At 61.2% G+C, this 25,168-nt stretch carries 23 protein-coding genes; 3 read left to right on the forward strand and 20 right to left on the reverse strand.

What is annotated here, in order from left to right; all coding sequences use genetic code 11:
• Window position 1 precedes the first annotated feature (1 nt).
• Complete coding sequence (locus ACHEXL_RS06375; protein ID WP_416561137.1) at window positions 2-958, forward strand: YgfZ/GcvT domain-containing protein; 957 nt, start codon at window positions 2-4, stop codon at window positions 956-958.
• Between the two features lie 63 nt (window positions 959-1,021).
• Here ACHEXL_RS06375 and ACHEXL_RS06380 read toward each other — a convergent pair whose 3' ends face one another.
• On the reverse strand, window positions 1,022-1,879 hold the full coding sequence (locus tag ACHEXL_RS06380; protein WP_416561138.1) for a YbgC/FadM family acyl-CoA thioesterase: 858 nt from the start codon (window positions 1,877-1,879) through the stop codon (window positions 1,022-1,024).
• A 4-nt stretch (window positions 1,880-1,883) separates the two neighbouring features.
• A complete protein-coding gene (locus tag ACHEXL_RS06385) occupies window positions 1,884-2,846 on the reverse strand; it encodes an alpha/beta hydrolase (protein ID WP_416561139.1) in 963 nt (320 codons plus the stop codon).
• A 188-nt stretch (window positions 2,847-3,034) separates the two neighbouring features.
• On the opposite strand from ACHEXL_RS06385, the gene ACHEXL_RS06390 reads away from it, so the two are divergent.
• Window positions 3,035-4,171, forward strand: a complete 1,137-nt coding sequence (locus ACHEXL_RS06390; RefSeq protein ID WP_416561140.1) for an iron-containing alcohol dehydrogenase — start codon at window positions 3,035-3,037, stop codon at window positions 4,169-4,171.
• A gap of 11 nt (window positions 4,172-4,182) precedes the next feature.
• Here ACHEXL_RS06390 and ACHEXL_RS06395 read toward each other — a convergent pair whose 3' ends face one another.
• The 4 genes from ACHEXL_RS06395 to ACHEXL_RS06410 all read right to left on the reverse strand — a co-directional run bounded on the left by ACHEXL_RS06395 (window position 4,183) and on the right by ACHEXL_RS06410 (window position 9,209).
• Window positions 4,183-4,578: a TfoX/Sxy family protein gene (locus tag ACHEXL_RS06395; protein ID WP_416561141.1), complete on the reverse strand. Its 396-nt coding sequence runs from the start codon at window positions 4,576-4,578 to the stop codon at window positions 4,183-4,185.
• 14 nt (window positions 4,579-4,592) lie between these two features.
• Entirely contained in the window at window positions 4,593-5,546 is a 954-nt protein-coding gene (locus ACHEXL_RS06400; protein WP_416561142.1) for a rhodanese-related sulfurtransferase, read from the reverse strand.
• A gap of 22 nt (window positions 5,547-5,568) precedes the next feature.
• Window positions 5,569-6,654, reverse strand: coding sequence for a phospholipase (locus ACHEXL_RS06405; protein WP_416561143.1), 1,086 nt, complete (start codon window positions 6,652-6,654; stop codon window positions 5,569-5,571).
• Between the two features lie 170 nt (window positions 6,655-6,824).
• Window positions 6,825-9,209, reverse strand: coding sequence for a Tex family protein (locus tag ACHEXL_RS06410; RefSeq protein ID WP_416561144.1), 2,385 nt, complete (start codon window positions 9,207-9,209; stop codon window positions 6,825-6,827).
• Window positions 9,210-9,641: 432 nt separating this feature from the next.
• On the opposite strand from ACHEXL_RS06410, the gene ACHEXL_RS06415 reads away from it, so the two are divergent.
• Window positions 9,642-9,887 (forward strand): hypothetical protein, encoded by a 246-nt coding sequence (locus ACHEXL_RS06415; RefSeq protein WP_416561145.1) that lies wholly within the window; start codon window positions 9,642-9,644, stop codon window positions 9,885-9,887.
• Window positions 9,888-10,029: 142 nt separating this feature from the next.
• On the opposite strand, the gene ACHEXL_RS06420 is transcribed toward ACHEXL_RS06415, so the two are convergent.
• The 14 genes from ACHEXL_RS06420 to ACHEXL_RS06485 form a co-directional block, all read right to left on the reverse strand.
• Complete coding sequence (locus tag ACHEXL_RS06420) at window positions 10,030-10,935, reverse strand: SDR family oxidoreductase (protein ID WP_416561146.1); 906 nt, start codon at window positions 10,933-10,935, stop codon at window positions 10,030-10,032.
• Entirely contained in the window at window positions 10,932-11,867 is a 936-nt protein-coding gene (locus ACHEXL_RS06425) for a glutathione S-transferase family protein (RefSeq protein WP_416561147.1), read from the reverse strand. Before ACHEXL_RS06425 ends, ACHEXL_RS06420 begins: the two co-directional genes overlap by 4 nt.
• Before the next feature lie 10 nt (window positions 11,868-11,877).
• Entirely contained in the window at window positions 11,878-12,894 is a 1,017-nt protein-coding gene (locus ACHEXL_RS06430; RefSeq protein WP_416561148.1) for an NADP-dependent oxidoreductase, read from the reverse strand.
• 40 nt (window positions 12,895-12,934) lie between these two features.
• Complete coding sequence (locus ACHEXL_RS06435; protein WP_108426338.1) at window positions 12,935-13,357, reverse strand: PaaI family thioesterase; 423 nt, start codon at window positions 13,355-13,357, stop codon at window positions 12,935-12,937.
• A gap of 19 nt (window positions 13,358-13,376) precedes the next feature.
• The gene (locus tag ACHEXL_RS06440; protein ID WP_416561149.1) at window positions 13,377-14,168 is read right to left on the reverse strand and encodes an SDR family oxidoreductase; all 792 of its coding nucleotides are present in this window, start codon (window positions 14,166-14,168) and stop codon (window positions 13,377-13,379) included.
• Between the two features lie 12 nt (window positions 14,169-14,180).
• Window positions 14,181-14,486 (reverse strand): Dabb family protein, encoded by a 306-nt coding sequence (locus ACHEXL_RS06445; protein ID WP_416561150.1) that lies wholly within the window; start codon window positions 14,484-14,486, stop codon window positions 14,181-14,183.
• Window positions 14,486-16,300, reverse strand: a complete 1,815-nt coding sequence (locus tag ACHEXL_RS06450; protein WP_416561151.1) for an acyl-CoA dehydrogenase — start codon at window positions 16,298-16,300, stop codon at window positions 14,486-14,488. The genes ACHEXL_RS06445 and ACHEXL_RS06450 overlap by 1 nt, the downstream gene beginning before the upstream one ends.
• A gap of 148 nt (window positions 16,301-16,448) precedes the next feature.
• On the reverse strand, window positions 16,449-17,624 hold the full coding sequence (locus ACHEXL_RS06455) for an acetyl-CoA C-acyltransferase (protein ID WP_416561152.1): 1,176 nt from the start codon (window positions 17,622-17,624) through the stop codon (window positions 16,449-16,451).
• Between the two features lie 59 nt (window positions 17,625-17,683).
• Entirely contained in the window at window positions 17,684-19,795 is a 2,112-nt protein-coding gene (locus ACHEXL_RS06460; RefSeq protein WP_416561153.1) for a 3-hydroxyacyl-CoA dehydrogenase NAD-binding domain-containing protein, read from the reverse strand.
• A gap of 118 nt (window positions 19,796-19,913) precedes the next feature.
• Window positions 19,914-20,609, reverse strand: a complete 696-nt coding sequence (locus ACHEXL_RS06465; protein ID WP_416561154.1) for an ABC transporter ATP-binding protein — start codon at window positions 20,607-20,609, stop codon at window positions 19,914-19,916.
• Window positions 20,609-21,382 carry an ABC transporter ATP-binding protein gene (locus ACHEXL_RS06470; protein WP_291923619.1) on the reverse strand — a complete coding sequence of 258 codons (774 nt, stop codon included), beginning with the start codon at window positions 21,380-21,382 and terminating at the stop codon, window positions 20,609-20,611. The genes ACHEXL_RS06465 and ACHEXL_RS06470 overlap by 1 nt, the downstream gene beginning before the upstream one ends.
• Window positions 21,379-22,671, reverse strand: coding sequence for a branched-chain amino acid ABC transporter permease (locus ACHEXL_RS06475; protein ID WP_416561155.1), 1,293 nt, complete (start codon window positions 22,669-22,671; stop codon window positions 21,379-21,381). Before ACHEXL_RS06475 ends, ACHEXL_RS06470 begins: the two co-directional genes overlap by 4 nt.
• 3 nt (window positions 22,672-22,674) lie before the next feature.
• Window positions 22,675-23,709: a branched-chain amino acid ABC transporter permease gene (locus ACHEXL_RS06480; RefSeq protein ID WP_416561156.1), complete on the reverse strand. Its 1,035-nt coding sequence runs from the start codon at window positions 23,707-23,709 to the stop codon at window positions 22,675-22,677.
• 201 nt (window positions 23,710-23,910) lie between these two features.
• Window positions 23,911-25,143, reverse strand: coding sequence for a branched-chain amino acid ABC transporter substrate-binding protein (locus tag ACHEXL_RS06485; RefSeq protein WP_416561157.1), 1,233 nt, complete (start codon window positions 25,141-25,143; stop codon window positions 23,911-23,913).
• Window positions 25,144-25,168 lie beyond the last annotated feature (25 nt).

The following is a 25,168-nucleotide window of genomic DNA, read 5'->3' on the forward strand; positions in this document are numbered from 1 at the left end:
CATGAACACCCCTGCAGATTTCAGCCCTCAGCTTTCAGCCCTCTTGAACGGCACCAGTCCCCTGCACCACTTGGGCGTGATCCAGGCCCAGGGCGAGGACGCGGCTAACTTCTTGCACAACCAGCTGAGCAACGACGTGCTGCTTCTGCCCGTGGGCCAATCGCGCCTGGCGGCTTTTTGCTCTGCCAAAGGCCGCATGCAGGCCAGCTTCATCCTGGTCAAAACCGCGCCCGACACCGCCCTGCTGGTCTTGAGCCTCGATTTGCTGGCCCAGACCCTCAAGCGCCTGTCCATGTTTGTGCTGCGGGCCAAAGTCAAAATGAGCGACGCCACCAGCCAGTGGCAGCTGCGCGGCTTGTTGGGCGACAGTGCTCAGGCTGCAGTGGGCTCAGCAGCCCCTTGGCAGACCACGGTCACCGACGGGGCGCACGCTGTGGCCCTTTATCCGGCCGTGCTGGGCGAATCCAAAACCCCACGCGCTTTGTGGATCGCCCCGGCGGGCCATGCGCTGCTTGAAGGCCCCGAGGTCTCGCCCGAAGTCTGGCAATGGTCCGAGGTGATGAGCGGCGTGACCCTGGTCAGCCAGCCCGTGTTCGAGGCTTTTGTGCCCCAAATGCTCAATTACGAGTCAGTGGGCGGCGTGAACTTCAAAAAAGGCTGCTACCCAGGGCAAGAGGTGGTGGCCCGCAGCCAGTTTCGCGGAACGCTCAAGCGCCGCACGGCGCTCATGCACAGCCCCGTGGCCTTGGAAGCCGGGCAAGACATCTTCACCCCCACAGACCCCGAACAACCCTGCGCCACCGTGGTCTTGTGTGCCGAGCGGCCTGACGGACAAGGGTTTGATGCGCTGGTGAGCGGCACGACCGAGAGTCTGCAAACCGGCTGGCGGGCGGGCGGTCCGGACGGTGCAGCCTTGAGCCTGATCCCATTGCCCTATGACTTGCTTGCTGACATCTGATCGTTACTGACCCGGGCAACAGGCCCTGGTGTGCAAAGGAACTTCGCGGCGAAGGCTTCGCTCCTACAGTTTGCGCACCATCTCGATGTGCGCAATCCCCGCTTCCTCAAACACCGCGCCATGCGGCTCAAAGCCAGAACGTTTGTAAAAACCTTCGGCACTGCACTGGGCGTGCAGGATCACCTGCTGGTCGCCTCGGTGCTGCGCAGCGTCCATCAGGGCATGCAGCACCCGGCGGCCCAGGTCACTGCCGCGCATTTGCTTTTTGACCGCCATGCGGCCAATGCGGGCTACACCTGGCGCGTGCTGGATCAGGCGGCCTGTGGCCAGACAAAAGCCCATGCGGTTCAGGGCCACGGCGTGCAGGGCGGTCTCGTCTTCGTGGTCCCATTCCAGCTCGGCGGGCACTTTTTGCTCGTGCACAAACACCTCGGTGCGCAGCGGGCTGGCCAGTTTCTGGAAGTCGTGCCACGAGCCCACATGCACCTGCACCATGTCTTCACCGCGCTCAAAGCTTTCCAGCATGTCGCGCAGGGGGGCGGGAATGGACTGGCTCTTTTTGGCCACCGGGTCGGCGTACACATAGACCAGCTCGCTGGTGATCAGCAGTTCATCACCCCGAAAAATCGCCCCCGCAAACGTCATGGACGAGTTGCCCACCCGGTCGCAGCGCATGCACACATCGAGAAAATCGTCCATTTCGGCACTGGCGTGGTACTCGACGCTGGCCTTTTTGACGAACAGGTCACCACCCAGCTGGTGCATGGTTTCGGCGTATGGCATGGCCAACTGCCGCCAGTAATCGGTCACAGCGGTGTCGAAATACATGAGGTAGTGGCCATTGAAGACGATCTTTTGCATGTCGACTTCAACCCAGCGCACGCGCATGCGGTGAGAAAAACGGAAATCCTGGCGTTTCATGGGTTCAACTTTCAAAAGCATGTTTCAAGGCCCGGCCCGCATCGGCATGGGCTTGCAGGGCATCGGGAATGGCGCGGCCCATGGTGATGAAACCGTGGACCACGCCTTTGTAAATCTCCAGATCGACCGGCACACCCGCCATGCGCAGCGTGTCGGCGTACTGCACGCCCTCGTCCACCAGCGGGTCGCATTCGGCCAGGCCGATCCAGGCGGGAGCCAAACCTGCGTGGTCGGGCGCGTTCATCGGGGCAAAGCGCCAGTCGTCGCGGTCGGCTTGGTCGATGTAGTTGGCAAAAAACCAGTCCACCGTCTGCTTGTCGAGCATGAAGCCCTCGGCAAACGCGTGGTGCGAGGCGGTGTCTTGCCGACCGATGCAGCCGGGGTAAAACAGCAGTTGCAAGCACAAGGCCAGGCCTGCATCGCGTGCCATCAGGGCGCACACGGTGGCCAGGGTGCCGCCTGCACTGTCGCCGCCCACTGCCAATCGAGCGGTATCCAGGCCCAACGCCTGGCCGTTCTGGCGCAGCCAGTTCAGGGCGTCCCAGCTGTCGTGCACAGCCGTTGGAAAACGGTGCTCGGGCGCCAGCCGGTAGTCCAGCGATACCACGGCGCAGTGGCCCAGGCGCGAGAGTTGGCGGCACAGCACATCGTGGGTGGTCAGGCTGCCCACGCTGAATCCCCCGCCATGGATGTACAGCAGCACGGGCGAGGCGGCATCGCTGCGCGGGGCATACAGCCGGGCCGGCATGGCGTGGCCATCGCGGGCCGGGATCTGGATGTCCTCCACCCGGTCCACCTGCGGCGCGGGCTGCAAGTCGAGCATGGGTCCACCCATGTTGTAAAACTCACGCGCCTGTAGTGGCGTCATGGCGGCCATGGGTGGGCGGCCTGCGCGGTGCACCCGTTCGATCAGGTGGCGTGTGGCGGCGTTCAGCAGGACGCGGGGGTTGGTGTGGTGGCTGCTCATAGGGCGGATAAAAAGGTGCAAAAGATACCTGGGCACGCCGATTGTCTAGGTCGCCGTGTCGGCAAACAAGGGTGACAGCCCCGGGGTGGCTAAAGCCCATTCCTGCATCAAAATGGCTTTTGATCCTACAACGCCCTGCCCGTTTGCTGTGTCGCTTGCGAACAGGCCCACCTGATTGGAGTTATTGCATGTCATTCATCAACTACGTCACCCAGATCCAGATCGACTTTGGCGCCGTGAAGCTGCTGCAAGCCGAATGCGAGCGCGTGGGCATCCGCAAGCCCCTGATCGTGACCGACGCGGGCGTCAAAGCCGCAGGTGTGCTGCAAAAAGCCCTCGACGCCCTGCCCGACCTGCCTGTGGCGGTGTTTGACCAGACCCCCTCCAATCCGACCGAAGCGGCGGTTCGTGCCGCAGCGGCCATGTACAAAGCCAGCGGCTGCGACGGCCTGATTGCGGTGGGCGGTGGCTCGGCCATCGACTGCGCCAAGGGCGTGGCCATTGCCGTCAGCCACGAAGGCCCGCTCAAAACCTATGCCACCATCGAAGGCGGCTCGCTCAAGATCACCGACCGCGTGGCCCCCATCATCGCGGTGCCCACCACCAGCGGCACCGGCAGCGAAGTGGCACGCGGCGCAATTTTGATCCTGGACGATGGCCGCAAAGTCGGTTTCCACAGCTGGTTCATTGTGCCCAAAGCGGCCATTTGCGACCCTGAGCTGACCTTCGGCCTGCCCCCCATCCTGACGGCTGCGACTGGCATGGACGCCGTGGCGCACTGCATGGAAACCTTCATGGCCGCGCCCTTCAACCCGCCTGCCGACGGCATCGCGCTCGACGGCTTGGCCCGAGGCTGGGCGCACATCGAACGCGCCACGGTCAATGGCCAGGACCGCGAAGCCCGCCTGAACATGATGAGCGCCAGCATGCAAGGCGCCATGGCTTTCCAGAAAGGCCTGGGCTGCGTGCACTCGCTCAGCCACAGCCTGGGCGGCGTCAACCCGCGCCTGCACCATGGCACTTTGAACGCCATGTTTTTGCCAGCGGTGGTGAAGTTCAACGCGGCGGCTGAAAGCGTGCAAAAGGAAAACCGCCTCAACCGCATGGCCCAGGCCATGGGCCTGCAAAGCGGCTCAGACATCCCCGACGCCATCCGCGACATGTGCGCCCGACTGGGCCTGCCCACCGGTCTGGGGGCCATGGGCGTGACCGAAGGCCTGTTCGACGCCGTCATCACCGGGGCCTTGGCCGACCACTGCCACAAAACCAACCCGCGCATCGCCTCGGCAGATGAATACCGGGACATGCTGCTGACCAGCATGTGAGTTTCGTGAGGTTAGGCCCGAGGGGATCGGGCTGCCTTTTTGTCTGCCAACTTGGCCTTGGCCCTTGCGCTGGCCTGCGCCTTGGCCAAATGTCCCCGGAAAGCTGCATCCCAGGATGACTTAGCCCAGTGCACGGCGTCCTCCGGCGCATCAAAAATTGAATCTGGCGCAGCCCAATACGACAGCGCGACTTCTTTGCCCTTCATGGCGTAAGTGAAAGGTGTCAGGCCCAGCGCTTCAAATTCAGGCCGGTTGACTTCATCGGCCTTGAGGTACAGCCGCTGCTCCATCACGATGGCGAACATCAAACCCTCATGGTAGAGGCCGTGGCCTCCAAACATGCGGCGGGCCGACACAGGGCCCCAACTTTCGAGCAACTCCTGCACAAAGGGGATGAAGTCACTCATGGGCTCAGTCGGACTCAGGGCGCGTCGTGGCTGGGCATCTTGGCGCCCACATGCACCTCGCCACGGGCCTCGGCCAGCTCCACCTGGCGCTGGCGCTCGGCCAGTTTTTCCTTCTGTTCCGGGGTGCGCTGGTCGTGGCAGTGGTCGCAGCTCACGCCTTTCACATAGTGCGGCGACAGCTTTTCCTGCTCGCTCAATGGCCAGCGACAAGAGCGGCACAGTTCGTGGCTGCCCACGCCCAGGCCGTGGCCCACGCTCACGCGCTCGTCGAACACAAAGCACTCGCCCTCCCAAATGCTCTGCTCGGGCGGAATTTCTTCCAGGTACTTGAGGATGCCGCCTTCGAGGTGGTAGACCTCGTCAAAGCCGCGCATTTTCATGAGCGCGGTGGATTTTTCGCAGCGGATGCCGCCCGTGCAGAACATCGCCACCTTGGGCTTTTTGGGCGCATCGGTTTTCAGCTGGTCCTGCGCGTCCAGCCAGGCGGGCAGCTGCACAAAATTCTTGATGTTCGGGTTAACCGCGCCTTTGAAAGTGCCAATGGCCACCTCGTAGTCGTTGCGCGTGTCGATGACCACCACATCCGGGTCGGCCAACAAGGCGTTCCAGTCGGCGGGTTTGACGTATTGGCCCACCGTCTTGTTCGGGTCCAGCTCGGGCACGCGCAAAGTCACGATCTCTTTCTTGAGCTTGACTTTCATGCGCGTGAAAGGCGGCTTGGGGCTCCACGACTCTTTGTGTACCAGATTGGCCAGGCGCGGGTCAGCCCTTAAAAACGCCAGCACAGCGCGGATGCCATTTTCCGGGCCGGCAATCGTGCCGTTGATGCCCTCATGCGCCAGGAGCAAAGTGCCTTTGACCTCGTTGGCCTCGCAACAAGCCTGCAAAGGCGCCTGCAATTCGACGAAGTCGGGCAGGTTGACGAATTTGTAGAGGGCGGCGGTGAGGAACGGGGTATCGGCTTTCATGGGCGTGATTATCCCAGCCCGATCACAAGGATTGGATGCGCTTTGGATCGGGCCGATGCAACCATTGACTCCACTCATCAGCCAGCTGTTGGCTCGCCCGGGCCGCCGCCGTCCAAACCTTCACTCTGCCCGCCAAATCGCGGTCGTAGGTCATGAAATCTGTACGGTCGGGCAGCTTGCCGTTAGGCAGGGTTTTGACCCATTCTGGATTGGGAGCCAGGACGATGGTGTTGTCCAGAGACGGCGATGCGCCATGTCGCCACTTGAGGGCTTTGTCCAGCCAGCCGGGCACCACGCTTTTCTGGAAATGTGGGTAGAGCACGATGGCCCGATCAGTCCCTTTTGCAGGCGCGGTCCAGTTAAGGTGCAGGTGGTAATCGGTGATGCCACCATCCCAATACGCGCCAGCGGGTGCACCGGGGATGTCATGCACGGCTTTCAGGGCGAAGGGAATAGAGCAGCTGGCCTGCAGCGCGGGCATGAAATTGCCTTCGTTCAGCCCCACAGCACGGGTGCGAAAGTCTTGCACATCAAACGGCAAGGAGGCGCCCTGCCCTGAAAACACCACCCGCTCCAGCCAGCCGCCCAAGGCCCGGCGGTGCAATGCGTTGCTGAGGTAGGCCCCGGCGTAGCCCAGCGGCGTGGCCAACGGGTGTTCACGGCGCAGCACATGCCGCCCGCGCGAGGTGACGATGTGCAGCCGATAACGCGAGTGGCTCAGCACCTCGTGGATGCGCCCGCCGTAAAAGGCTTGCAGGCTTCGGCCAAAAGCGTCACTCACCTGCTGGGCGCTCACGCGCTTTTGACCGGGCAGTGGCTCGTAGTGCTGGTGGATGTAGTCGTGCTCCAGCCGCTCAAAAGCCGCCACCGAATTGTTCAGGCAAGCGGTGGCCATGCGCCAAGCGCCAATGGAAGCGCCCACCAAATCCACGGGCTGCGAGCTTTGGGCCAGCCAATCGCCAAAAATAAAGCGATCCAATGGACCGAGGATCAGCCCTTTGGGTCCGCCCGCCGCGCCCGGAATAACGCCAACGTGTTCAGGCCGCAAGCCGTGTTCGCGGATGTGGGACAGGGCTTTGGGGCCAGCGTGGATGTGAAGGGCTTGCATGCAATGGGTTGTTGCGTTGTTGCTGGATCGCCGCGTCGCTGCGCTCCTCGCGATGACAAAAAAGTTGGTGACTGCAAGCGTCGCAGGGTGACAAATGATGTGGTCACTGCGAGCGCAGACGATCACAAACGACCTGGTCACTGCGAGCGCAGCGCAGCAGTCCAGTTTCTTTACTTCTTTAACCCTTGTAATTTGGCAAACGCACTGGCCATGGCCGAGCCCGAACCTGCTGTGACTCCGGCCGCGGGTGGCGAGGTGTAACCGCCACCGCCCGATCCTGCGCCGCGCTGGCGATGGTCACGCCCTGCCCCTTCAAACTTGTTGTCGCGTGGGCCATCACGTCTTGCAGGCGCAGCGTCCAGCTTCATGGTCAGGCTGATGCGCTTGCGGGCCACATCGACTTCGAGCACTTTCACTTTGACGATGTCGCCGGTCTTGACCACTTCGCGGGCATCGCTCACGAACTTGTTGGCCAGCTGGCTCACATGGACCAAGCCGTCCTGGTGCACGCCCAGGTCGACAAATGCGCCAAACTGGGCCACGTTGCTTACGGTGCCCTCCAAGGTCATGCCCTCTTTCAGGTCTTTGATGTCTTCCACACCATCAGCCAGGCGGGCCACCTTGAAGTCGGGGCGCGGGTCGCGGCCGGGCTTTTCCAGCTCGCCCAAGATGTCTTTGATGGTCACTGCGCCGAACTTGTCGTTCGCAAACAGCTCGAGCTTGAGCGTTTTCAAAACATCCGAACGGCCCATGATCTCCTGGATCGGCTTGCCGGTTTTGACGATGATCTGCTCGACCACCGGGTAGGTTTCGGGGTGCACGCCGGTCATGTCCAACGGGTTGTCGCCGCCCCGGATGCGCAAGAAGCCTGCACTTTGCTCGAAAGTCTTGGCCCCCAGGCCGGTCACTTTGAGCAAATCCTGACGGGTCTTGAACACACCGTTGGCATCGCGCCAGCGCACCACCGACTTGGCCACAGAGCCAGACAGACCCGACACCCGCGTCAGCAAGGGCACGCTCGCTGTGTTCAGGTCCACGCCCACCGAGTTCACACAGTCTTCGACCACGGCGTCCAGCGTTTTGGCCAGCTCGCTCTGGTTCACGTCGTGCTGGTACTGACCCACGCCAATCGCTTTGGGGTCGATCTTGACCAGCTCCGACAGCGGGTCTTGCAGGCGGCGCGCGATCGAGGCTGCGCCGCGCAGGCTCACGTCCACGTCGGGCATCTCCTGGCTGGCAAATTCGCTGGCCGAGTAAACCGAGGCACCCGCTTCGCTGACCACGACTTTCTGGATTTCAAGGCCATCCCGCAAACGGGCCAATTGTTTGATCAGGTCCCCCGCCAGCTTGTCGGTCTCGCGGCTGGCGGTGCCGTTGCCAATCGCAATCAGGTTGACGTTGTGCTTCTCACAGAGCTTGGCCAGAGTGAACAGCGAGCCTTCCCAATCCTTGCGCGGCTCGTGCGGGTAGACCGTGGCGGTGTCGACCAACTTGCCGGTGGCGTCGACCACGGCCACTTTCACGCCGGTGCGGATGCCCGGGTCCAGGCCCATGACCACGCGGGGGCCTGCGGGCGCGGCCAGCAGCAGGTCGCGCAGGTTGTCACTGAACACCTTGATGGCCACTTTTTCGGCCTCCTCGCGCAGGCGGGCAAACAGGTCGCGCTCGGTGGACAGACTCAGTTTCACGCGCCAGGTCCAAGCCACACATTTGCGGATCAGGTCGTCCGAAGGGCGGCCCGCATGGCTCCAGCCCAGGTGCATGGCAATCTTGCCTTCGGCGATGCTGGGCTTACCCGGCTCGGGTTCGACTGGAAGAACCAATTTGGCGTCGAGCATTTCGAGCGCCCTGCCCCGGAACACGGCCAGCGCCCGGTGGCTGGGCACACGTCCAATTGGCTCGTCGTAGTCAAAGTAATCGCGGAACTTGGCCACGTCGGCGTTGTTCTCGTCCTTTCCATCAGCCAGCTTGCTTTTGAACAGGCCTTCATTCCACAGCCATTCGCGAAGGGCTTGCACCAAAGAGGCGTCTTCGGCCCAGCGCTCGCTCAGCAGGTCGCGAACGCCATCGAGCACGGCTGCGGTGGTGGTGAAGTCAGCGCCTTCAATCGCACCTGCGGGCAGCACAAAGGCTTGCGCTTCGTCGTGAGGATTGAGACTGGGGTCGGCAAACAGCTTGTCGGCCAGCGGCTCCAGCCCGGCCTCGCGGGCGATCATGCCCTTGGTGCGTCGCTTGGGCTTGAAGGGCAAATACAAGTCTTCCAGCTCTTGTTTGGTGGGTGCGGCGTCAATAGCGGCCAGCAGCTCGGGCGTCATCTTGCCCTGCTCCTGGATGCTCTTGATGACGGCTGCGCGGCGGTCCTCTAACTCGCGCAAATAGCCTAGGCGTGCTTCGAGTTCGCGCAGCTGAATGTCGTCCAGACCGCCTGTGACTTCTTTGCGGTAACGGGCGATGAACGGGACGGTGGCCCCCCCGTCCAGCAGTTCCACGGCGGTTTTGACCTGGTCAGGGCGGATACGGATTTCTACTGCCAGTTGGGCCAATATTTTCTGCATGCATTCACGGCGCCCAAAGCGCTCACCTTCTTAAAGGGCATGAGTTTGCCACAGCGATTGCCCCTCATTCGCGGACGTCGGATGGTGACGAAGGGGGATACAGCTCGCTGATCGCTCACGCCGAGAGTGCATTAGGAGATGAGTGCATTTGTAGATTTTTTAATGATTTTTTTAAAATTGCAAATAAGTGACGATACTGACGTTTTAAAACGAAAATTTGACAAAGAAATAACAAATATGTAAACTTTTAAACGTTGTGTTTTTTATCAATTTGACGATTCAAAAATGTCAGTCTTCAGCAAAAATGTTTTTTGGCGCAGTTTCCGACTTTTGTTCGTGATGACAAACGTTTTTATGCTGACGGCACTCACCGGGTGTGCATCTGTTCAAGGGCCCTCTTTGCCACTGTCCGAGTTGGAAACTTTTGCGCCAATGAACCCATCTGCACGCATCATGAACGATGTGAAGGTCCGCTGGGAAGTGCGCGAAAACGTGGCCGAAGTTTGCGGTCGTGCTGCCCAGATCACGGGTGCGCAGGCCTGGATGACGCCGCCCCTGGCCTGTGCCATGTGGCACGTGGCCAGCAAAGAATGCGTGATCATCACAGGCAAGCAGGTGTCTCACGTCGAACTGGGCCATGAGTTGCGCCATTGCTTTGAGGGCTACTTCCACCGCTGAGCGGTCCGGCACATTACCTTGGCGAGCGGGTGCCCATCATCGGTCCAAGCCGCCCCGGGCTGCGACATGCCCATTGTTTGACAAGACCGTTTCAAACATCGGGCGTGACGCCCTGAAGGGCGCCAGCCCGACTTGCTTGCTCTTACACAGCGCGAAGCGCCTTGCGCAAACTCTCGCCTACTTCGGGGCGAGCCGCAAACGGGTCAGGCGGGTTGACACCCTGCACGATGGCTTCCATTCGACTTTGCACGTTGCCCAAGGCGTGCGGATGGCTGTAGATGTAAAACTGACCGCTGGCCACGGCATCAAAGACTTTTTGTGCAACATCGGTGGCCGACACTTTGCCACTGCCCACCGCTTTGTCGGTCTGTGCCTGACCGATGAGTTGACTGGCCGTAGGCTTGTCCGCCGCCAAGGCTGAGGGCCGATTGCGTTCGCTGTGGCTGATGCCCGTGGGCACAAAATAAGGACACAGCACACTGGCGCTGACTTGGTCACTGACCAGCTGCAAGTCCTGGTACAGCGTTTCGGTCAAGGACACCACCGCGTGTTTGCTCACGTTGTAGATGCCCATATTGGGGGGCGTGAGCAAACCGGCCATGCTGGCGGTGTTGACGATGTGACCCTGGTAAGACGGGTCGGCCTTGGCGGCTTCGAGCATCATGGGGGTGAACAGGCGCACACCATGCACCACGCCCCACAGATTCACGCCCAACACCCACTCCCAGTCGGCCACCGAGTTTTCCCAAACCAGGCCCCCTGCCCCGACACCCGCGTTGTTGAACACGAAGTGCGGTGCGCCAAAACGGGCTTTGACATCGGCGGCCAGTTGCTCCATGGCCTGGGCGTTGGACACATCGACCTTGCGGGCCAGCACCTGCACCCCTTGGGCTTTCATCTCGGCTTCGGCTTTGTCCAGCGCATCTTGCTGCACATCGACCAGCACCAGGTTCATGCCGAGCCTGGCGCCAATGCGGGCGCATTCCAGGCCAAAACCTGAGCCGGCACCGGTGAGGACTGCGGTTTTGCCTTTGAAATTTTCGATCATGCAAGGGCCTTTTTGAGTGTGAACCCGACGCGCGGGAAATGGACATGGACAGTGCCCGCACGTTCATCGGTGCGGCGCAGGGTGTAACGGGTACGGGTGGCAGCCACCAGCTCGCCCTCGGTGGGCTCTTGCCCGAAGTTGTCGGCCGCGATCACCACCCGTGTGCCCAGCGCGATGCCGTGCTCATCCTGGAATACCTCGCCCGGCAAAGCTGCAGGCGTGGCACTGTGGGCCAAGCGCAAAGCCTCCTCTGCGGTGCATGGGCTGGCGCTGCCGTGACCGATGGCCTTCATGCGGGCCATCCACGCCTTCACTTCGGGGGTGGCGTCAAAAATGCCGGCCAAGGCGGGCGTGCGCTCCTGCGTGAACCACAGCGGGTGATACGCCGCGAAGTCGGCCACACAGGGCTGGGCGCCGAACAGGTAATCCTGCCCGTGCAGCATATTGGCCAAACGGCGCAGGTAGCTCTTGTAAGAGCCGGTCGCGTCTGCAGCTGCCATGCGGGCCGCGCCACCACGCATGGCGGTGCGGTCGGCCACAAAGGCCTGCACAGTGTCAGCGGACGCGCCTGCAAAGACTTGCGCTACACCCGCAGGCTGGAAGTTGTAGGCCATGGCGGCGGTGAACAAGGCGCTGTCGGCCCACTGCGCCACGATGCGGGCTGCGCCCTTGATGGCTTCGGGGTAGATCGTAGGTGTGGGGGCGATGTGCTCCAGCACATCGCAGATGAGGGCGGTGTCGCAATACACGTCCGCACCGATCTGCAGCACTGGGGTTTTGCGGTAACCGCCCGTGAGCGCCGTCAAATCAGGCTTGGGCATGACCATCGGGATGAACACGCTCTTCCAGGCCAGTTGCTTGTGGCCCAGAATCAGCCGGATTTTTTCGGCAAAGGGCGAAACCGGGTAGTGGTGCAGGATCAGGTCGGACATGGCTGAGGCCTCAGACCAGTTTGACCAGCTGCTTGCCGAAGTTCTTGCCTTTGAGCAGACCGAGGAAAGCTTCAGGCGCAGCCGCCAGGCCTTGGGCCACGGATTCGCGGGGGCGCAGTTTGCCGGTGCCGACCAGGGTGCCGAGCTCTTGCAGGGCTTCGGGCCAGACTTCCATGTGTTCGCTGACGATGAAGCCCTCGATCTTCATGCGGTTGACGAGTATCAGCGCCGGGTTGGCCATGGGCAGCGGCGCACCGTCGTAGCCAGCGATCATGCCGCACACCGCAATACGGGCGAATGCGTTGGTGCGCAGCATCACGGCGTCGAGCACCATGCCGCCCACGTTCTCAAAATGGCCGTCGATGCCGTTCGGGCAGGCATCGCGCAGGGCTTTGGACAGGCTCAGGTAGTCCTTGTGTTCCTTGTAGTCGATGCAGGCGTCAAAGCCCAGTTCCTTGACCACGTAGTCGCACTTGTCTTTGCCGCCGGCGATGCCCACCACGCGGCAGCCCCGGGCCTTGGCCAATGCGCCGTAGGCACTGCCCACTGCGCCGCTGGCCGCGCTCACCGTGACGGTCTCACCTGCTTTGGGGGCGATGATTTTGACCAGGCCGTACCAGGCGGTCACGCCGGGCATGCCCACCGCGCCCAGGTAGTGCGACAGCGGCACATGGGTGGTGTCGACCTTGCGCAGGGCGCCGACCACATTGGCGTCGACCACGCTGTATTCCTGCCAGCCGCCCATGCCGACCACCTGGTCACCGGCTTTGAATTTGGGGTGGCGGCTGTCCACCACCTCACCCACCGTGCCACCGATCATGACTTCACCCAGCGGCTGCGGTTGGGCGTAGCTTTTGCTCTCGTTCATGCGGCCACGCATATAGGGGTCCAGGCTCAGGTAGTGGTGGCAAACCAGCACCTGGCCGTCTTGCAGTTCGGGCAAAGGCAGCTCGACCATTTTGAAATTGTTGACAGTGGCTTCACCTTGCGGGCGGTTGTCCAGAACGATGCGGTGGTTGATGGGCATAAAGGTCTCCAGTGCGTTGGAATGGATGAATGAATCGGACTCAGTCGGTCGAGGGTGAAGGGGAATCGCGACGGCTCACGTATTTGAAAGTGCCCGTCGCATGGGCGCACAGCTGGCCTTGGGCATCGAACACGCTGCCCTCGGTGAACGCCATGCTGCGTGTGCGGTGCTGCAGGTGCCCCTTGCCGACCAGCGCTTGACCCGCAGGCACTTTGGCGGGGCGCATGAAGGTGGTTTTCATCTCGATGGTGACCACGCCCATTTCAGGGTCCACGCTGCGCGCGGCCGTGGCCATGATCACATCCAGAAAGGTCATGACCGCGCCGCCGTGCGTGACGTCGAAGGAATTGAAGTGTTCTGGACGCGGCGCAAACAACAGCTCGGACTGGCCGCCTTCGAACTTCTCCAGCGTGAAGCCCAAATGGTCAACGAACGGAATCCGGGCACCAAATGGGATGCTCATGTTCAGGTCCGCCAAAGTTTCAACCACCGATGATGGCGCTCACGCCACCATCGACGGCCATCCACTGGCCGGTGATGTGCTTGCCCGCGTCGGATGCATAGAGCACGACCAAGCCCTTCAGGTCTTCGTCATCGCCCAAGCGGCGCAGCGGTGCGCCTTGGGCCATCTTGTCGGCGCCGAGCTTTTCCAGCAGACCATGGGTCATCTTGCTGGGGAAAAACCCGGGGCAAATCGCGTTGACGGTGATGCCGTGCTCGCCCCACTCGCCCGCCAGGGCGCGGGTGAAGTTGATGACCGCGCCCTTGGAGGTGTTGTAGGCAATCGTCTTCATCTCCGAAGGGTTGCCCGCCAAACCGGCGATGGACGCCACGTTCAGGATGCGACCTTTGCCGCGCGGGATGAAGCTTTGCTTGGCCACTTCCTGAGACAAGATGAAATAGCCACGCACGTTCAGGTTCATGACCTTGTCCCAGGCTTCGACCGGATGGTCTTCGGCGGGTGCCCCCCAGGTCGCGCCCGCGTTGTTGACCAGGATGTCGATCGGGCCCATGCGCTCCATCGTCTCAAACGCCAGACGGCGGATGTCTTCTTCCTTGCCGCAGTCGGCCGCGATCCAGCGGGCATCGATGCCTGCGGCCTGCAGCTCGGCAGCGGCCTCTTCCAGGTCGGCCGCCTTGCGCGAGCTGAGCATGATCTTGGCCCCGGCCTCGCCCAGGGCGTGGGCCATTTGCAGGCCCAGGCCGCGCGAGCCTCCGGTGACGAGGGCGACTTGCCCCGTCAGGTCAAAAAGTTGCGGAATGGTGCGTGCCATCTTGTACTCCTGTTATTCAACGATGTAATCCATGCAGCGGCGCTCTTTCACGACCGCCTTCATGAAGGGCTTGATGGCCACATGATCGGGGTGATTCTGGTAAGCCGCTAGCACCTGCGCGTCATCGAGCAACATGTGCAACACCAGGTCGTTGGTGCAGTCCATGCCGGGTGTGGCGGTGGCCACTTCAAAGGTCCGGATGCCGGGCACCACCTGGGCGCAAGACAGCAGCAGGGCTTTGGCCTTGGCCAGGTTGGTGGCTTTGTCGGCACCTTCGGCCTGCTCGTGCAGGTTCCACATCACGATGTGTCGAATCATCAGAAAGCCTCCTCCGGCAGGTCGGCGCAGGTCGGGTCACGGCTGCTGACCACGTTCAACCACGCCCCGATTTTGGGCAGTTCGTAGCGGTAGAAGTAGCGGCAGGCGGCGCGGCGGCCTTGCGCGGCAGGGCTGTCGTCACTGGCTGCGCTGCAGGCCACGTCGAGCCAGATCCAGGCGATCACGGTGTGGCCAAAGGCTTGCAGATACGGCACGGCGTTGGCCAGGGCCTGCGCAGGTTCGGCACCCGCCCAGGCTTCTTGCGTGGCCTGGCCCACTTGCTTCATGGCATCACGCAAGGCAGCGGCTTCAGGGGCCCAAGCAGTTTCAGCTTTGGCGGCGGTGGCCAGCATGCGTTCGGCCAGCAATTTCAGGCCCCGGCCGTTTTCCATCAGGACCTTGCGGCCCAGCAAGTCCATGGCCTGGATGCCGTGCGTGCCTTCGTGGATCATGTTCAGACGGTTGTCGCGCCAGTACTGCTCCACCGGGAAGTCGCGGGTGTAGCCATAGCCGCCGTGGATCTGGATGGCCAGGCTGTTGGCTTCCAGACACCATTCGCTGGGAAAGCTCTTGGCAATCGGCGTGAGCACTTCCAGCAGCAGCCGCGCCACATCGGCGTCCTCGGCGGTGCCGGTGTGCTGCTCGTCCACCAGGCGGGCGCAGTACAAGGCGAGCGCCAGCGCCCCTTCGCTGTAAGCTTTTTGCGCCAGCAGCATGCGCTTGATGTCAGCGTGCTCGATGATCCGCACCTGGGGCTGGCTCGCATCCTTGCCCCCTGCCCCGGTGGGCCTGCCTTGTGGGCGGTTTTTGGCGTAGTCGAGGCTGGCGTAATAACCGGCCATGCCCAGCATGGTGGCGGCCATGCCCACACCGATGCGGGCCTCGTTCATCATGTGGAACATGCAGCGCAGGCCTTCGCCGGGCTTGCCAACCAAGTAGCCCACGGCCCCGGCTTCACCACGCACCGGGTACTTGCCCTCGCCAAAATTCAGCAGCGTGTTGGTCGTGCCGCGCCAGCCACATTTGTGGTTCAGGCCTGCCAGCGCCACATCGTTGCGCTCGCCTGTCAATTGCCCTTGCGTGTCCACCAATTTTTTGGGCACGATGAACAGCGAGATGCCTTTGACGCCGGGGACCAGTTGGCCATTGGCGTCGGGAATCTTGGCCAACACCAGGTGGATGATGTTTTCACTCAGTTCGTGCTCACCCGACGAGATCCACATCTTATTGCCTTTGAGGCGGTAACGCGGCCCCAAGGCATCAGACTCAAAACCCTCGCCATCGGGTGTGGCGCGGGTCATCACGTCGCTCAGCGACGAGCCCGCTTGCGGCTCGCTCAGGCACATGGTGCCGGAAAAGCGACCCGAAAATTCGTTGGCTGCAAACACCTTTTTTTGGAGATCGGTGCCGTGCACCATCAGCAAATTGGCGTTGCCACTGGTCAGCATGCCCGAGCCAATGCTGACCGAGGCCATGGCAAAAAAGGCGTTGGCTGCCGCTTCCACCGTGTAGGGCAGCTGCATGCCGCCGATCTCGTAGTCTTGCGCGGCGCTCAGCATGCCCGACTCGGCATAGGCCTTGTAGGCCTCGTGCGTGGCTTGGGGCAGGATGACTTTATCACCGTCAAAGTGGGGCTCTTGCGTGTCCACCAGGCGGTTGAACGGGGCGTATTTTTCACGCGCAATGCGCTCGCAGGTGTCGAGCACCGCGTCAAAGGTTTCCCGGCTGTGGTCGGCGAAGCGTTCGCGGGACTGCAGGCTTTCGACGTTCAGCCAGTCGTGCAGCAAAAAATCAACAGTGGGGCGCAGGCTCATCGGATCGTTCTTTCATGGCAATGCCCTGTGGGAGCGAGTCCCTGCTCGCGAAGCATTCGGCCGCAGGGGCAGCCTCCCACAGAAAAAAGGGGCAGAGAGCATGATGCCCTCTGCCCCCGTGTGGATCAGCCATCCACGCGACAGTTCATCAGAGCACTTCGAAGATGCCGCAAGCGCCCATGCCGCCGCCAATGCACATGGTCACCGCCACGCGCTTGGCGCCACGGCGCTTGCCTTCGATCAGGGCGTGGCCAGTCAGGCGCTGGCCGCTCACGCCATAGGGGTGACCCACGGCGATCGCACCGCCATTGACGTTCAGGCGGTCGGCTGGAATGCCCAGCTTGTCGCGGCAGTACAGCACCTGCACAGCAAAGGCTTCGTTCAGTTCCCACAGGTCGATGTCGTTGACCGTCAGGCCCAGACGTGCCAAGGCTTTGGGCACGGCATACACCGGTCCAATGCCCATTTCGTCGGGCTCGCAACCGGCCACCGCAAAACCAAGGAATCGGCCCAGCGGCTTCATGCCGCGTTGCTCGGCCAGTTTTTCGTCCATCAGCACGCAAGCGCCTGCACCATCCGAGAACTGGCTGGCATTGCCCGCCGACACCAGGCCGCCAGGCAAAGCCGAGCGCAGGCCGCTGATGGCTTCCACCGTGGTGCCTTCGCGCAGACCTTCGTCCTTGCTCACCGTCACTTGCTTGGTGGTCATGCCCATGACCTTGTCGATCACGCCCTGTGTGACGGTGATGGGGGCGATTTCGGCGTCGAACAGGCCAGCGGCTTGTGCGGCGCAGGCTTTTTGCTGGCTGGCGGCACCGTACTCGTCCATGCGGTCACGGCCGATCTTGTAGCGCTTGGCCACTTGCTCGGCGGTTTGCAGCATGTTCCAGTAGATCTCGGGCTTTTGTTTGGCCAGCGACAGGTCTTGCAGCATGTGGGTGTTCATCTCTTGCTGCACGCAGGAGATGCTCTCTACGCCACCGGCCACATACACCTGGCCTTCACCCGCGATGATGCGTTGTGCGGCCAGGGCGATGGTTTGCAAGCCGGAAGAGCAAAAACGGTTGACGGTCATGCCCGAGACCGAAATGGGCAAACCGGCCTTGAGCGCGATCTGGCGGGCGATGTTGGCGCCCGTGGCCCCTTCGGGCGTGGCGCAGCCCATGATCACGTCTTCGACCTCGGCGGCGTCAATGCCAGCGCGGGCCACGGCGTGCTGAACCGCATGGCCACCCAAGGTGGCGCCGTGGGTCATGTTGAAAGCGCCCTTCCAGCTCTTGGCCAGAGGGGTGCGGGCGGTGGATACGATGACAGCATTCGTCATGATGGTCCTTTCATGTGGGGGACAGAGCTAAAGATCTGTCCCGCCAAAAATTTAAAAAATCAGTTGAATGTCTTGCCTTCGGCCACCAAACGGGCCAACAGGGGCGCGGGTTGCCAGAACTGGGCGTCGTCGTGCGGGTTCTTGGCGAAGCGTTTCATGGCTTCGGCCACGTTGAACAAGCCAATGGTGTCGGCGTAGATCATGGGGCCGCCGCGCCACAGCGGGAAGCCGTAGCCGGTCAGGTACACCATGTCGATGTCGCTGGCCTTGCTGGCGATGCCTTCTTCCAGAATGTGGGCAGCTTCGTTGACCAGCGAGAACACCAGGCGCTGCACAATTTCTTCGTCGGAAATCTTGCGCGGCGTGATGCCCAAAGCGGCGCGGTGCTTTTCGATCATCTCGACCACCACCGGGCTAGGAATCGCATCGCGCTTGCCGGCTTGGTAGTCGTACCAGCCTGCGCCCGTTTTTTGGCCATAACGGCCCATCTCGCACAGCAGGTCAGCGGTTTTGCTGTACTTGAGGTTCGGTTTTTCGGTGTAGCGACGCTTGCGGATCGCCCAGCCGATGTCGTTGCCGGCCAGATCGCCCATGCGGAAGGGGCCCATGGCAAAGCCAAATTTCTCGACCGCTTTGTCCACTTGCGCGGGGGTGCAGCCTTCTTCGATCAGGAAACCCGCCTGGCGGCTGTACTGCTCGATCATGCGGTTGCCGATGAAACCATCGCACACGCCCGAGACCACCGAGGTTTTCTTGATCTTCTTGCCAATCGCCATCACGGTGGCCAGCACGTCCTTGCCGGTTTTTTCGCCACGCACCACTTCGAGCAGTTTCATGACGTTGGCGGGGCTGAAGAAGTGCATGCCGACCACGTCTTGCGGACGCTTGGTGAAGCTGGCGATCTTGTTCACATCGAGTGTGGAGGTGTTGGACGCCAGGATCGCGCCGGGCTTCATCACTTCGTCGAGTTTCTTGAAGACGGCTTCTTTCACGCCCATTTCTTCGAACACGGCCTCGATCACCAAGTCAGCCTGACCGATGTCGTCGTAACTCAGCGTGGTGGACAACAGCGCCATGCGCTCGTCGTATTTTTCTTGCTTGAGCTTGCCTTTTTTGACCTGGGCTTCGTAATTCTTGCGGATGGTGGCAATGCCGCGGTCCAGCGCGTCCTGCTTCATCTCCAGGATCTTGACCGGGATGCCCGCGTTCAGGAAGTTCATCGAGATGCCGCCGCCCATGGTGCCAGCACCAATGACGGCCACGCTCTTGATCTCGCGCTTGGGCGTGTCTTCGGGCACGTCGGGGATCTTGCTGGCGGCGCGGTCGGCCATGAAGATGTGGCGCAGTGCGCGGCACTCGGGCGTCATCATCAGGTTCATGAAGATTTCGCGCTCAAAGACCATGCCGTCTTCAAACTTCTTCTTGGTGGCCGCTTCGACCGCGTCCACGCACTTGGCGGGTGCAGGCAGGTTTTTGGCCATGCCCTTGACCATGTTGCGGGCAAACTGGAAGTAAGCATCGCCTTGCGGGTGCTTGCAAGGCAGGTTTTTCACCAGTGGCAGCGGCGAGCCGTCGGCATGCGCTGCGGCCACTTTGCGGGCCAGCGCCAGAGCCTCTTCGGGCAGGCTTTCGGCCGACTTCGCCATGGCATCGAACAGCTTTTGGCCAGGCAGCATGGCCAGCATCTCGCTCTTGATGGCTTCGCCGCTGACGATCATGTTGAGCGCAGGCTCCACACCGATCACGCGGGGCAGGCGCTGCGTGCCACCGGCACCGGGGATCAGGCCCAGCTTGACTTCGGGCAGCGCAATACTGGCGCCGGGCGCCGCAATGCGGTAGTGGCAGCCCAGCGCCAGTTCCAGACCGCCGCCCATGGCGACCGAGTGGATGGCTGCCACCACGGGCTTGGCAGAATTTTCGCAAGCGCGGATGACGCTCAGCAAATTGGGTTCCTGGATCGCCTTGGGCGAGCCGAATTCACGGATGTCAGCACCGCCCGAGAAAGCTTTGCCCGCGCCTGTGATGACGATGGCTTTGACCGATGCGTCGTTGTTGGCTTTTTCCAGACCATCGGTGATGCCGATGCGGGTGGACAGACCCAGACCGTTGACGGGCGGGTTCATCAACGTGATGACCGCGACATCACCGTGGACTTTGTATTCAGCTGTCATGCTGGACTTCCTTTGCGTGAAAAGTTAAAAAAGAACGACCGTTCGTTTTTTGCATTTTAGACATAAAAAACAGACCATTTGCAAAATTCTGTCACCACAGGGACGAGGACAGGACCCTTCAGACTTCCAGCCATTCTTTGCGTATGTAAGTGTTGGCCCGAAGCTCATCGGGCGTGCCCTGGAACACGATGGAGCCATGCCCCATGACCAGCGCTCGGTCCGAAATGCTCATGGCAATGGTCAGCTTTTGCTCGATCAGCAGGACCGAGACACCTCGTGCTTTCAGGCTTTGCAGGTATTGCCCCACCAATTCCACGATTTTGGGGGCCAGGCCCTCGGTCGGCTCGTCGATGATGATGAGGTCCGGATCGCCCATCAAGGTACGGCACAGCGTGAGCATTTGCTGTTCGCCACCGGATAGGACCCCGGCCTCGGTGTGCTCGCGCTCTTTGAGGCGCGGGAACATGGCGTACATGTCGTCAAACGACCAGCGACCGTTTTGGCCGCTGCGCTTTTGGCCCAATTGCAGGTTCTGGTGCACCGTCAACTTGGGGAAGATGTCGCGGTTTTCAGGCACATAACCGATCCCCAGGTGAGCGATTTCATAGGCCTTTTTGCCCTGGATCGACTGGCCTTTCCAGTCAATGCGGCCTTGGCACTCGACCAGGCCCATGATGGCCTTGGCCGTGGTGGAGCGACCCGAGCCGTTGCGACCGAGCAGTGCCACAATTTCGCCCTGCCCGACCTCGAAGCCCACACCATGCAGCACATGGCTCTTGCCGTAATAGGCGTGAAGGTTGTCTATCTGCAGCATCAATGGCCTCCTGCCTGACTGTCCGCCACCGGAGAGCCCAAATAGGCCTCCTGCACCTTGGCATTGGCCCGCACCGCGTCGGGGGTGTCAAAGGCGATCACTTCGCCGTAGACCACCACCGCGATTTTGTCGGCCAATCCAAACACCACGCCCATATCGTGCTCGACCGTGAGCAGGGTCTTGCCCACCGTGACTTCCTTGATGAGCTGGATAAAGCGGGAAGTTTCGCTCTTGCTCATGCCTGCGGTGGGTTCGTCCAGCAAGATCACATCCGAGCCGCCCGCGATCGTCACACCGATTTCCAGCGCACGTTGCTCGGCATAGGTCAGGTTGACGGCCAGCACATCGCGCTTTTTATCCAGGTGGATCATCTCCAGCAATTCATTCGTGCGGTCGTTCGCGTCTTTCAGCCCCGAGAGGAACTTGAAGAAGGTGTACTTGTAGCCCAGGCTCCAGAGCACGGCGCAGCGCAGGTTTTCAAACACGCTGAGCTTGGGGAAGATGTTGGTGATCTGGAAGCTGCGCGACAGCCCCATCCGGTTGATCTCGTAAGGCGTTTTGTGCTGAATGGCTTGGCCGTTCAGCAAAATATCGCCGCTGGTCGGGCCAAAGCGGCCGCTGATCAGGTTGAACAGCGTGGACTTGCCTGCGCCGTTGGGGCCGATCACCGCCACCCGTTCACCGGCCTTCACAGCCAGGTTCACGCCCCGGATGATTTCGGTCTTGCCGAAGTTTTTTCGGACGTCTTTGAGTTCAAGAGCGTAGGCACTCATACTGCGGTCTCCCGGCGCTTGATTTCTTTTTCAATGTCGGTCTGGATCTCGCCCCAGTCGCGGGCAAACTGCCGACGCGCCAGCTCGAACAAACCCAGGCCCGTGAGCATGACAAAAGCCGAGCCGAACCAGCTGTCGAGGCTCTTGGCATTCAAGGTGGTGCCCATGAACTTGACGGTGTCACCCAAAGCCGAATTGAGCTGCAGGTGGTAGACCATCTCGATCATGGCCCCGGCCCCAGCGAGCATGACGATGGCGGTGAGGCCCAGGCCCAGGTAGCTGGTCCAGATCTGGCGCAGCTTGCCGAATTTTGCCACCCGCAGGTTCATCATGATCAGGCTTGCGATGCCACCCGGGGCATACATGACCATGAACAGGAAAACCAGTCCCAGATACAGCAACCAGGCCTTGGTCAGCTCCGACAGCAGCACAAAGGCGATGATCATCAAAATGGCGCCAATGATGGGGCCAAAGAAGAAGGTGGCGCCCCCCAAGAAGGTGAACAGCAAATAAGCGCCTGAGCGCCCGGCGCCCACCACTTCGGCCGTGACGATCTCGAAGTTGAGTGCGCCCAAACCGCCTGCGATGCCTGCAAAAAAGCCCGCGATGATGAAAGCGATGTAGCGCACGCGCTGGGTGTTGTAGCCGATGAACTCCACCCGTTCGGGATTGTCGCGCACCGCATTCAAGATGCGGCCCAGCGGCGTTTGCGTGAAGGCGTACATGAGCGCCACACACACAAAGGTGTAGACCGCGATCAGGTAATACACCTGAATTTGCGGACCGTAGGTGATGCCAAAGAAGGCTTCCCCAGCCACACGGTTGCCCGACACGCCCGCCTCGCCCCCGAAAAACTCCGAGAACATGAGCGACATGGCAAACACCAGCTCGGCCACGCCCAGGGTGATCATGGCAAATGGCGTGCCCGACTTGCGGGTGGTGACCCAGCCGAGCAAAACAGCAAAGCCCATGCCCGCCACACCGCCCACAATGGGCAGCAGGCTGACGGGGATGTTGAGCTTGCCGCCACTGACCGCGTTCAGCGCGTGAATGGCCATGTAGGAGCCCAGCCCGGTGTAGACCGCATGGCCAAAGCTGAGCATGCCGCCCTGCCCCAACAGGATGTTGTAGGACAGGCAGGCAATGATGGCGATGCCCATTTGCGCCAACATGGTCACCGACAGGTTGCTGGTGAACACCAAGGGTGCCAGGACCAGCACCAAGGCAAACAGGCTCCAGATGACCCAGCGGCCGACGTTGTAGGGTTTGAATTTGTAAACAGCAGCCATGTCTTAACCCTCGCGTGTGCCCAAAAGACCCTTGGGCCGGAAGATCAGGATCAGCACCAAAAACAGGTAAGGCAGGATGGGCGCGACCTGTGACAGCGTGAGCTTGGCAAAAGAGTTTTCCTGCGTGGCGGCCGACAAGGCCCAGCCCATGTCTTTGGCCAAGGTGAGGAAGGAGTAATCAATGGCCACGGCAAAGGTCTGGATCACGCCAATCAGCAAGGAAGCCAGGAAGGCCCCCGACAGCGAGCCCATGCCCCCCACCACCACGACCACGAAGATGACCGAGCCCACGGTCGCTGCCATGGCGGGCTCCGTCACGAAAGTGCTGCCGCCGATCACGCCTGCCAAACCGGCCAGGCCTGTGCCCGCACCAAACACCAGCATGAACACACGCGGCACGTTGTGGCCCAAAGACTCCACCATTTCGGGGTGGGTCAAGGCCGCCTGAATCACCAGCCCGATGCGGGTGCGGGTGAGCAACAACCACAAGGACACCAGCATCAGCAAGGCCACCAGCATCATGAAGCCACGTGTCGCCGGAAACGGCGAGCAAACCACGCGCACTGCGGCGTCTGCGGCGCTGCACATCTCAGCCGGGGCAGCGCCCCAGACCAGGCTCAGGCCGTTGACCGAATGGTTGATCAGGGTGAAGGCCGAGCTGCGCAAAATGTCGGGCGGCGGAAACTCCACCGCCGTGCGGCCCCAAATCAGTTGCACCAGTTCCAGCACCACATAAGACAGGCCAAACGTGACCAGCAATTCGGGCACATGACCGAAAGGGTGTACTTTGCGCAGCGTGATGCGTTCAAACACCGCACCGCATGCGCCCACCAGCAGCGGCGCCACGATCAGGGCGGGCCAGAAACCGATCCAGCCCGACAAGGTGTAGCCCAAATAGGCCCCAATCATGTAGAAGCTGGCATGCGCGAAGTTGAGCACGCCCATCATGCTGAAAATCAGCGTCAGCCCGGAGCTGAGCATGAACAGCAACAGCCCGTAACTGAGGCCATTGAGCATGGAGATGATGAAAAACTCCATAAGAAACTTTCCAGGCCTGTCATGGGCCTAACTGCGTTACCGAAAGTGGGTTTGAAGACTCAAAACCGTTCCACACCGAGGGCCTGAAGCCCATAAAAAAGCCCGACGAACCTGACGTTGATCGGGCCTGAACCCCATCGACTCGCGCAGGTCAGACCTGAAGGCCTGCACTGCGCGAGACTGGCCGAAAGTCGGCACCCGTTAACTGGGGCGCTTCATCTGGCAGCTGGTGGGTGTGCTGGACACGTACGAAGGGAATTCCTTCACGGGTGCCAGCGTCATGCCGGTGTTCTCGGGGCTGTAGGGGTATTTTTTGTCGGCTTTTTGCCAGACGGTCATCCACAAGGGTTGTTGCAGTTGGTGGTCGGCCTTGCGAATTTCCACATCGCCGTGGTAGCTCTTGAACTTCAGACCGGACATAGCCGCGGCCACTTTGACCGGGTCAGTCGACTTGGCTTTGGCCATGGCTTCACCCAGGGCGCTGTAAATTGAGATCACCGAGCCGGTGTAGAAGTCGTCGTTGAACTTCTGCTTGAATTCAGCCATCCACTTGCCCATTTCGCCGCCCATGTTGTAGTGGTTGTACGAGATTTGGTAGACCCGGCCCGCACCGCCTTGGCCCAAGGCGGTGGGTGTGCCCGTGACCCCGGTGTAGTAGGTGTAGAACTTGCCGTTGTAGCCGCCTTCGTTGGCCGCTTTGACCAGCAGCGCTAGGTCGGAGCCCCAGTTGCCGGTGATCACGGTGTCGGCGCCCGAGGCCTTGATTTTGGCGATGTAAGGCGAGAAGTCGCGCACCTGCGCCAAGGGGTGCAGGTCTTCACCCACGATTTGTACGTCGGCGCGCTTACGTGCCAGGTTTTCCTTGGCGAACTTGGCGACCTGGTGACCATGCGAGTAGTTCTGGTTGAACAAATACACCTTCTTGATGGACTGGTCTTCTTTCATGAAGGTGGTCATGGCTTCGATCTTCATCGAAGTGTCGGCGTCAAAGCGGAAGTGCCAGTAGCTGCACTTGCTGTTGGTGAAGTCAGGGTCCACGGCCGAGTGGTTGAGGAAGATGATTTCCTTGCCTGGGTTGCGCTCGTTGTGCTTGTTCACGGCTTCGATCAGGGCACCGGCCACCGAGGAGCCGTTGCCCTGGGTGATGTAACGCACACCCTGGTCCATGGCGGCCTTGAGCGCATTCAAGCTTTCAGCGGGGCTCAGCTTGTTGTCAATGCCAATCACCTCGAACTTGACGCCTGCTGGGTTGGTCTTGCTGAACTTCTCAGCAAAGAACTGGAAGCTCTTGAGCTGGTTGCTGCCCACGGGTGCCATCAAGCCGGACAAAGGATCGATCCAGGCGATTTTGACGGTCTCGCCCTTTTGCGCATAAGCGCCCAAGGAGCAAGCGGCCAAAGCTGCGGCGGCGATCAAACGGGTGGTGGTTTTCATTCAAGGTCTCCTACGTTGTGAATCG

The sequence above is a fragment of the Limnohabitans sp. YIMB22184 genome (assembly GCF_048020265.1).
In the GTDB taxonomy this organism is placed as follows: Bacteria; Pseudomonadota; Gammaproteobacteria; order Burkholderiales; family Burkholderiaceae_C; genus Limnohabitans_A.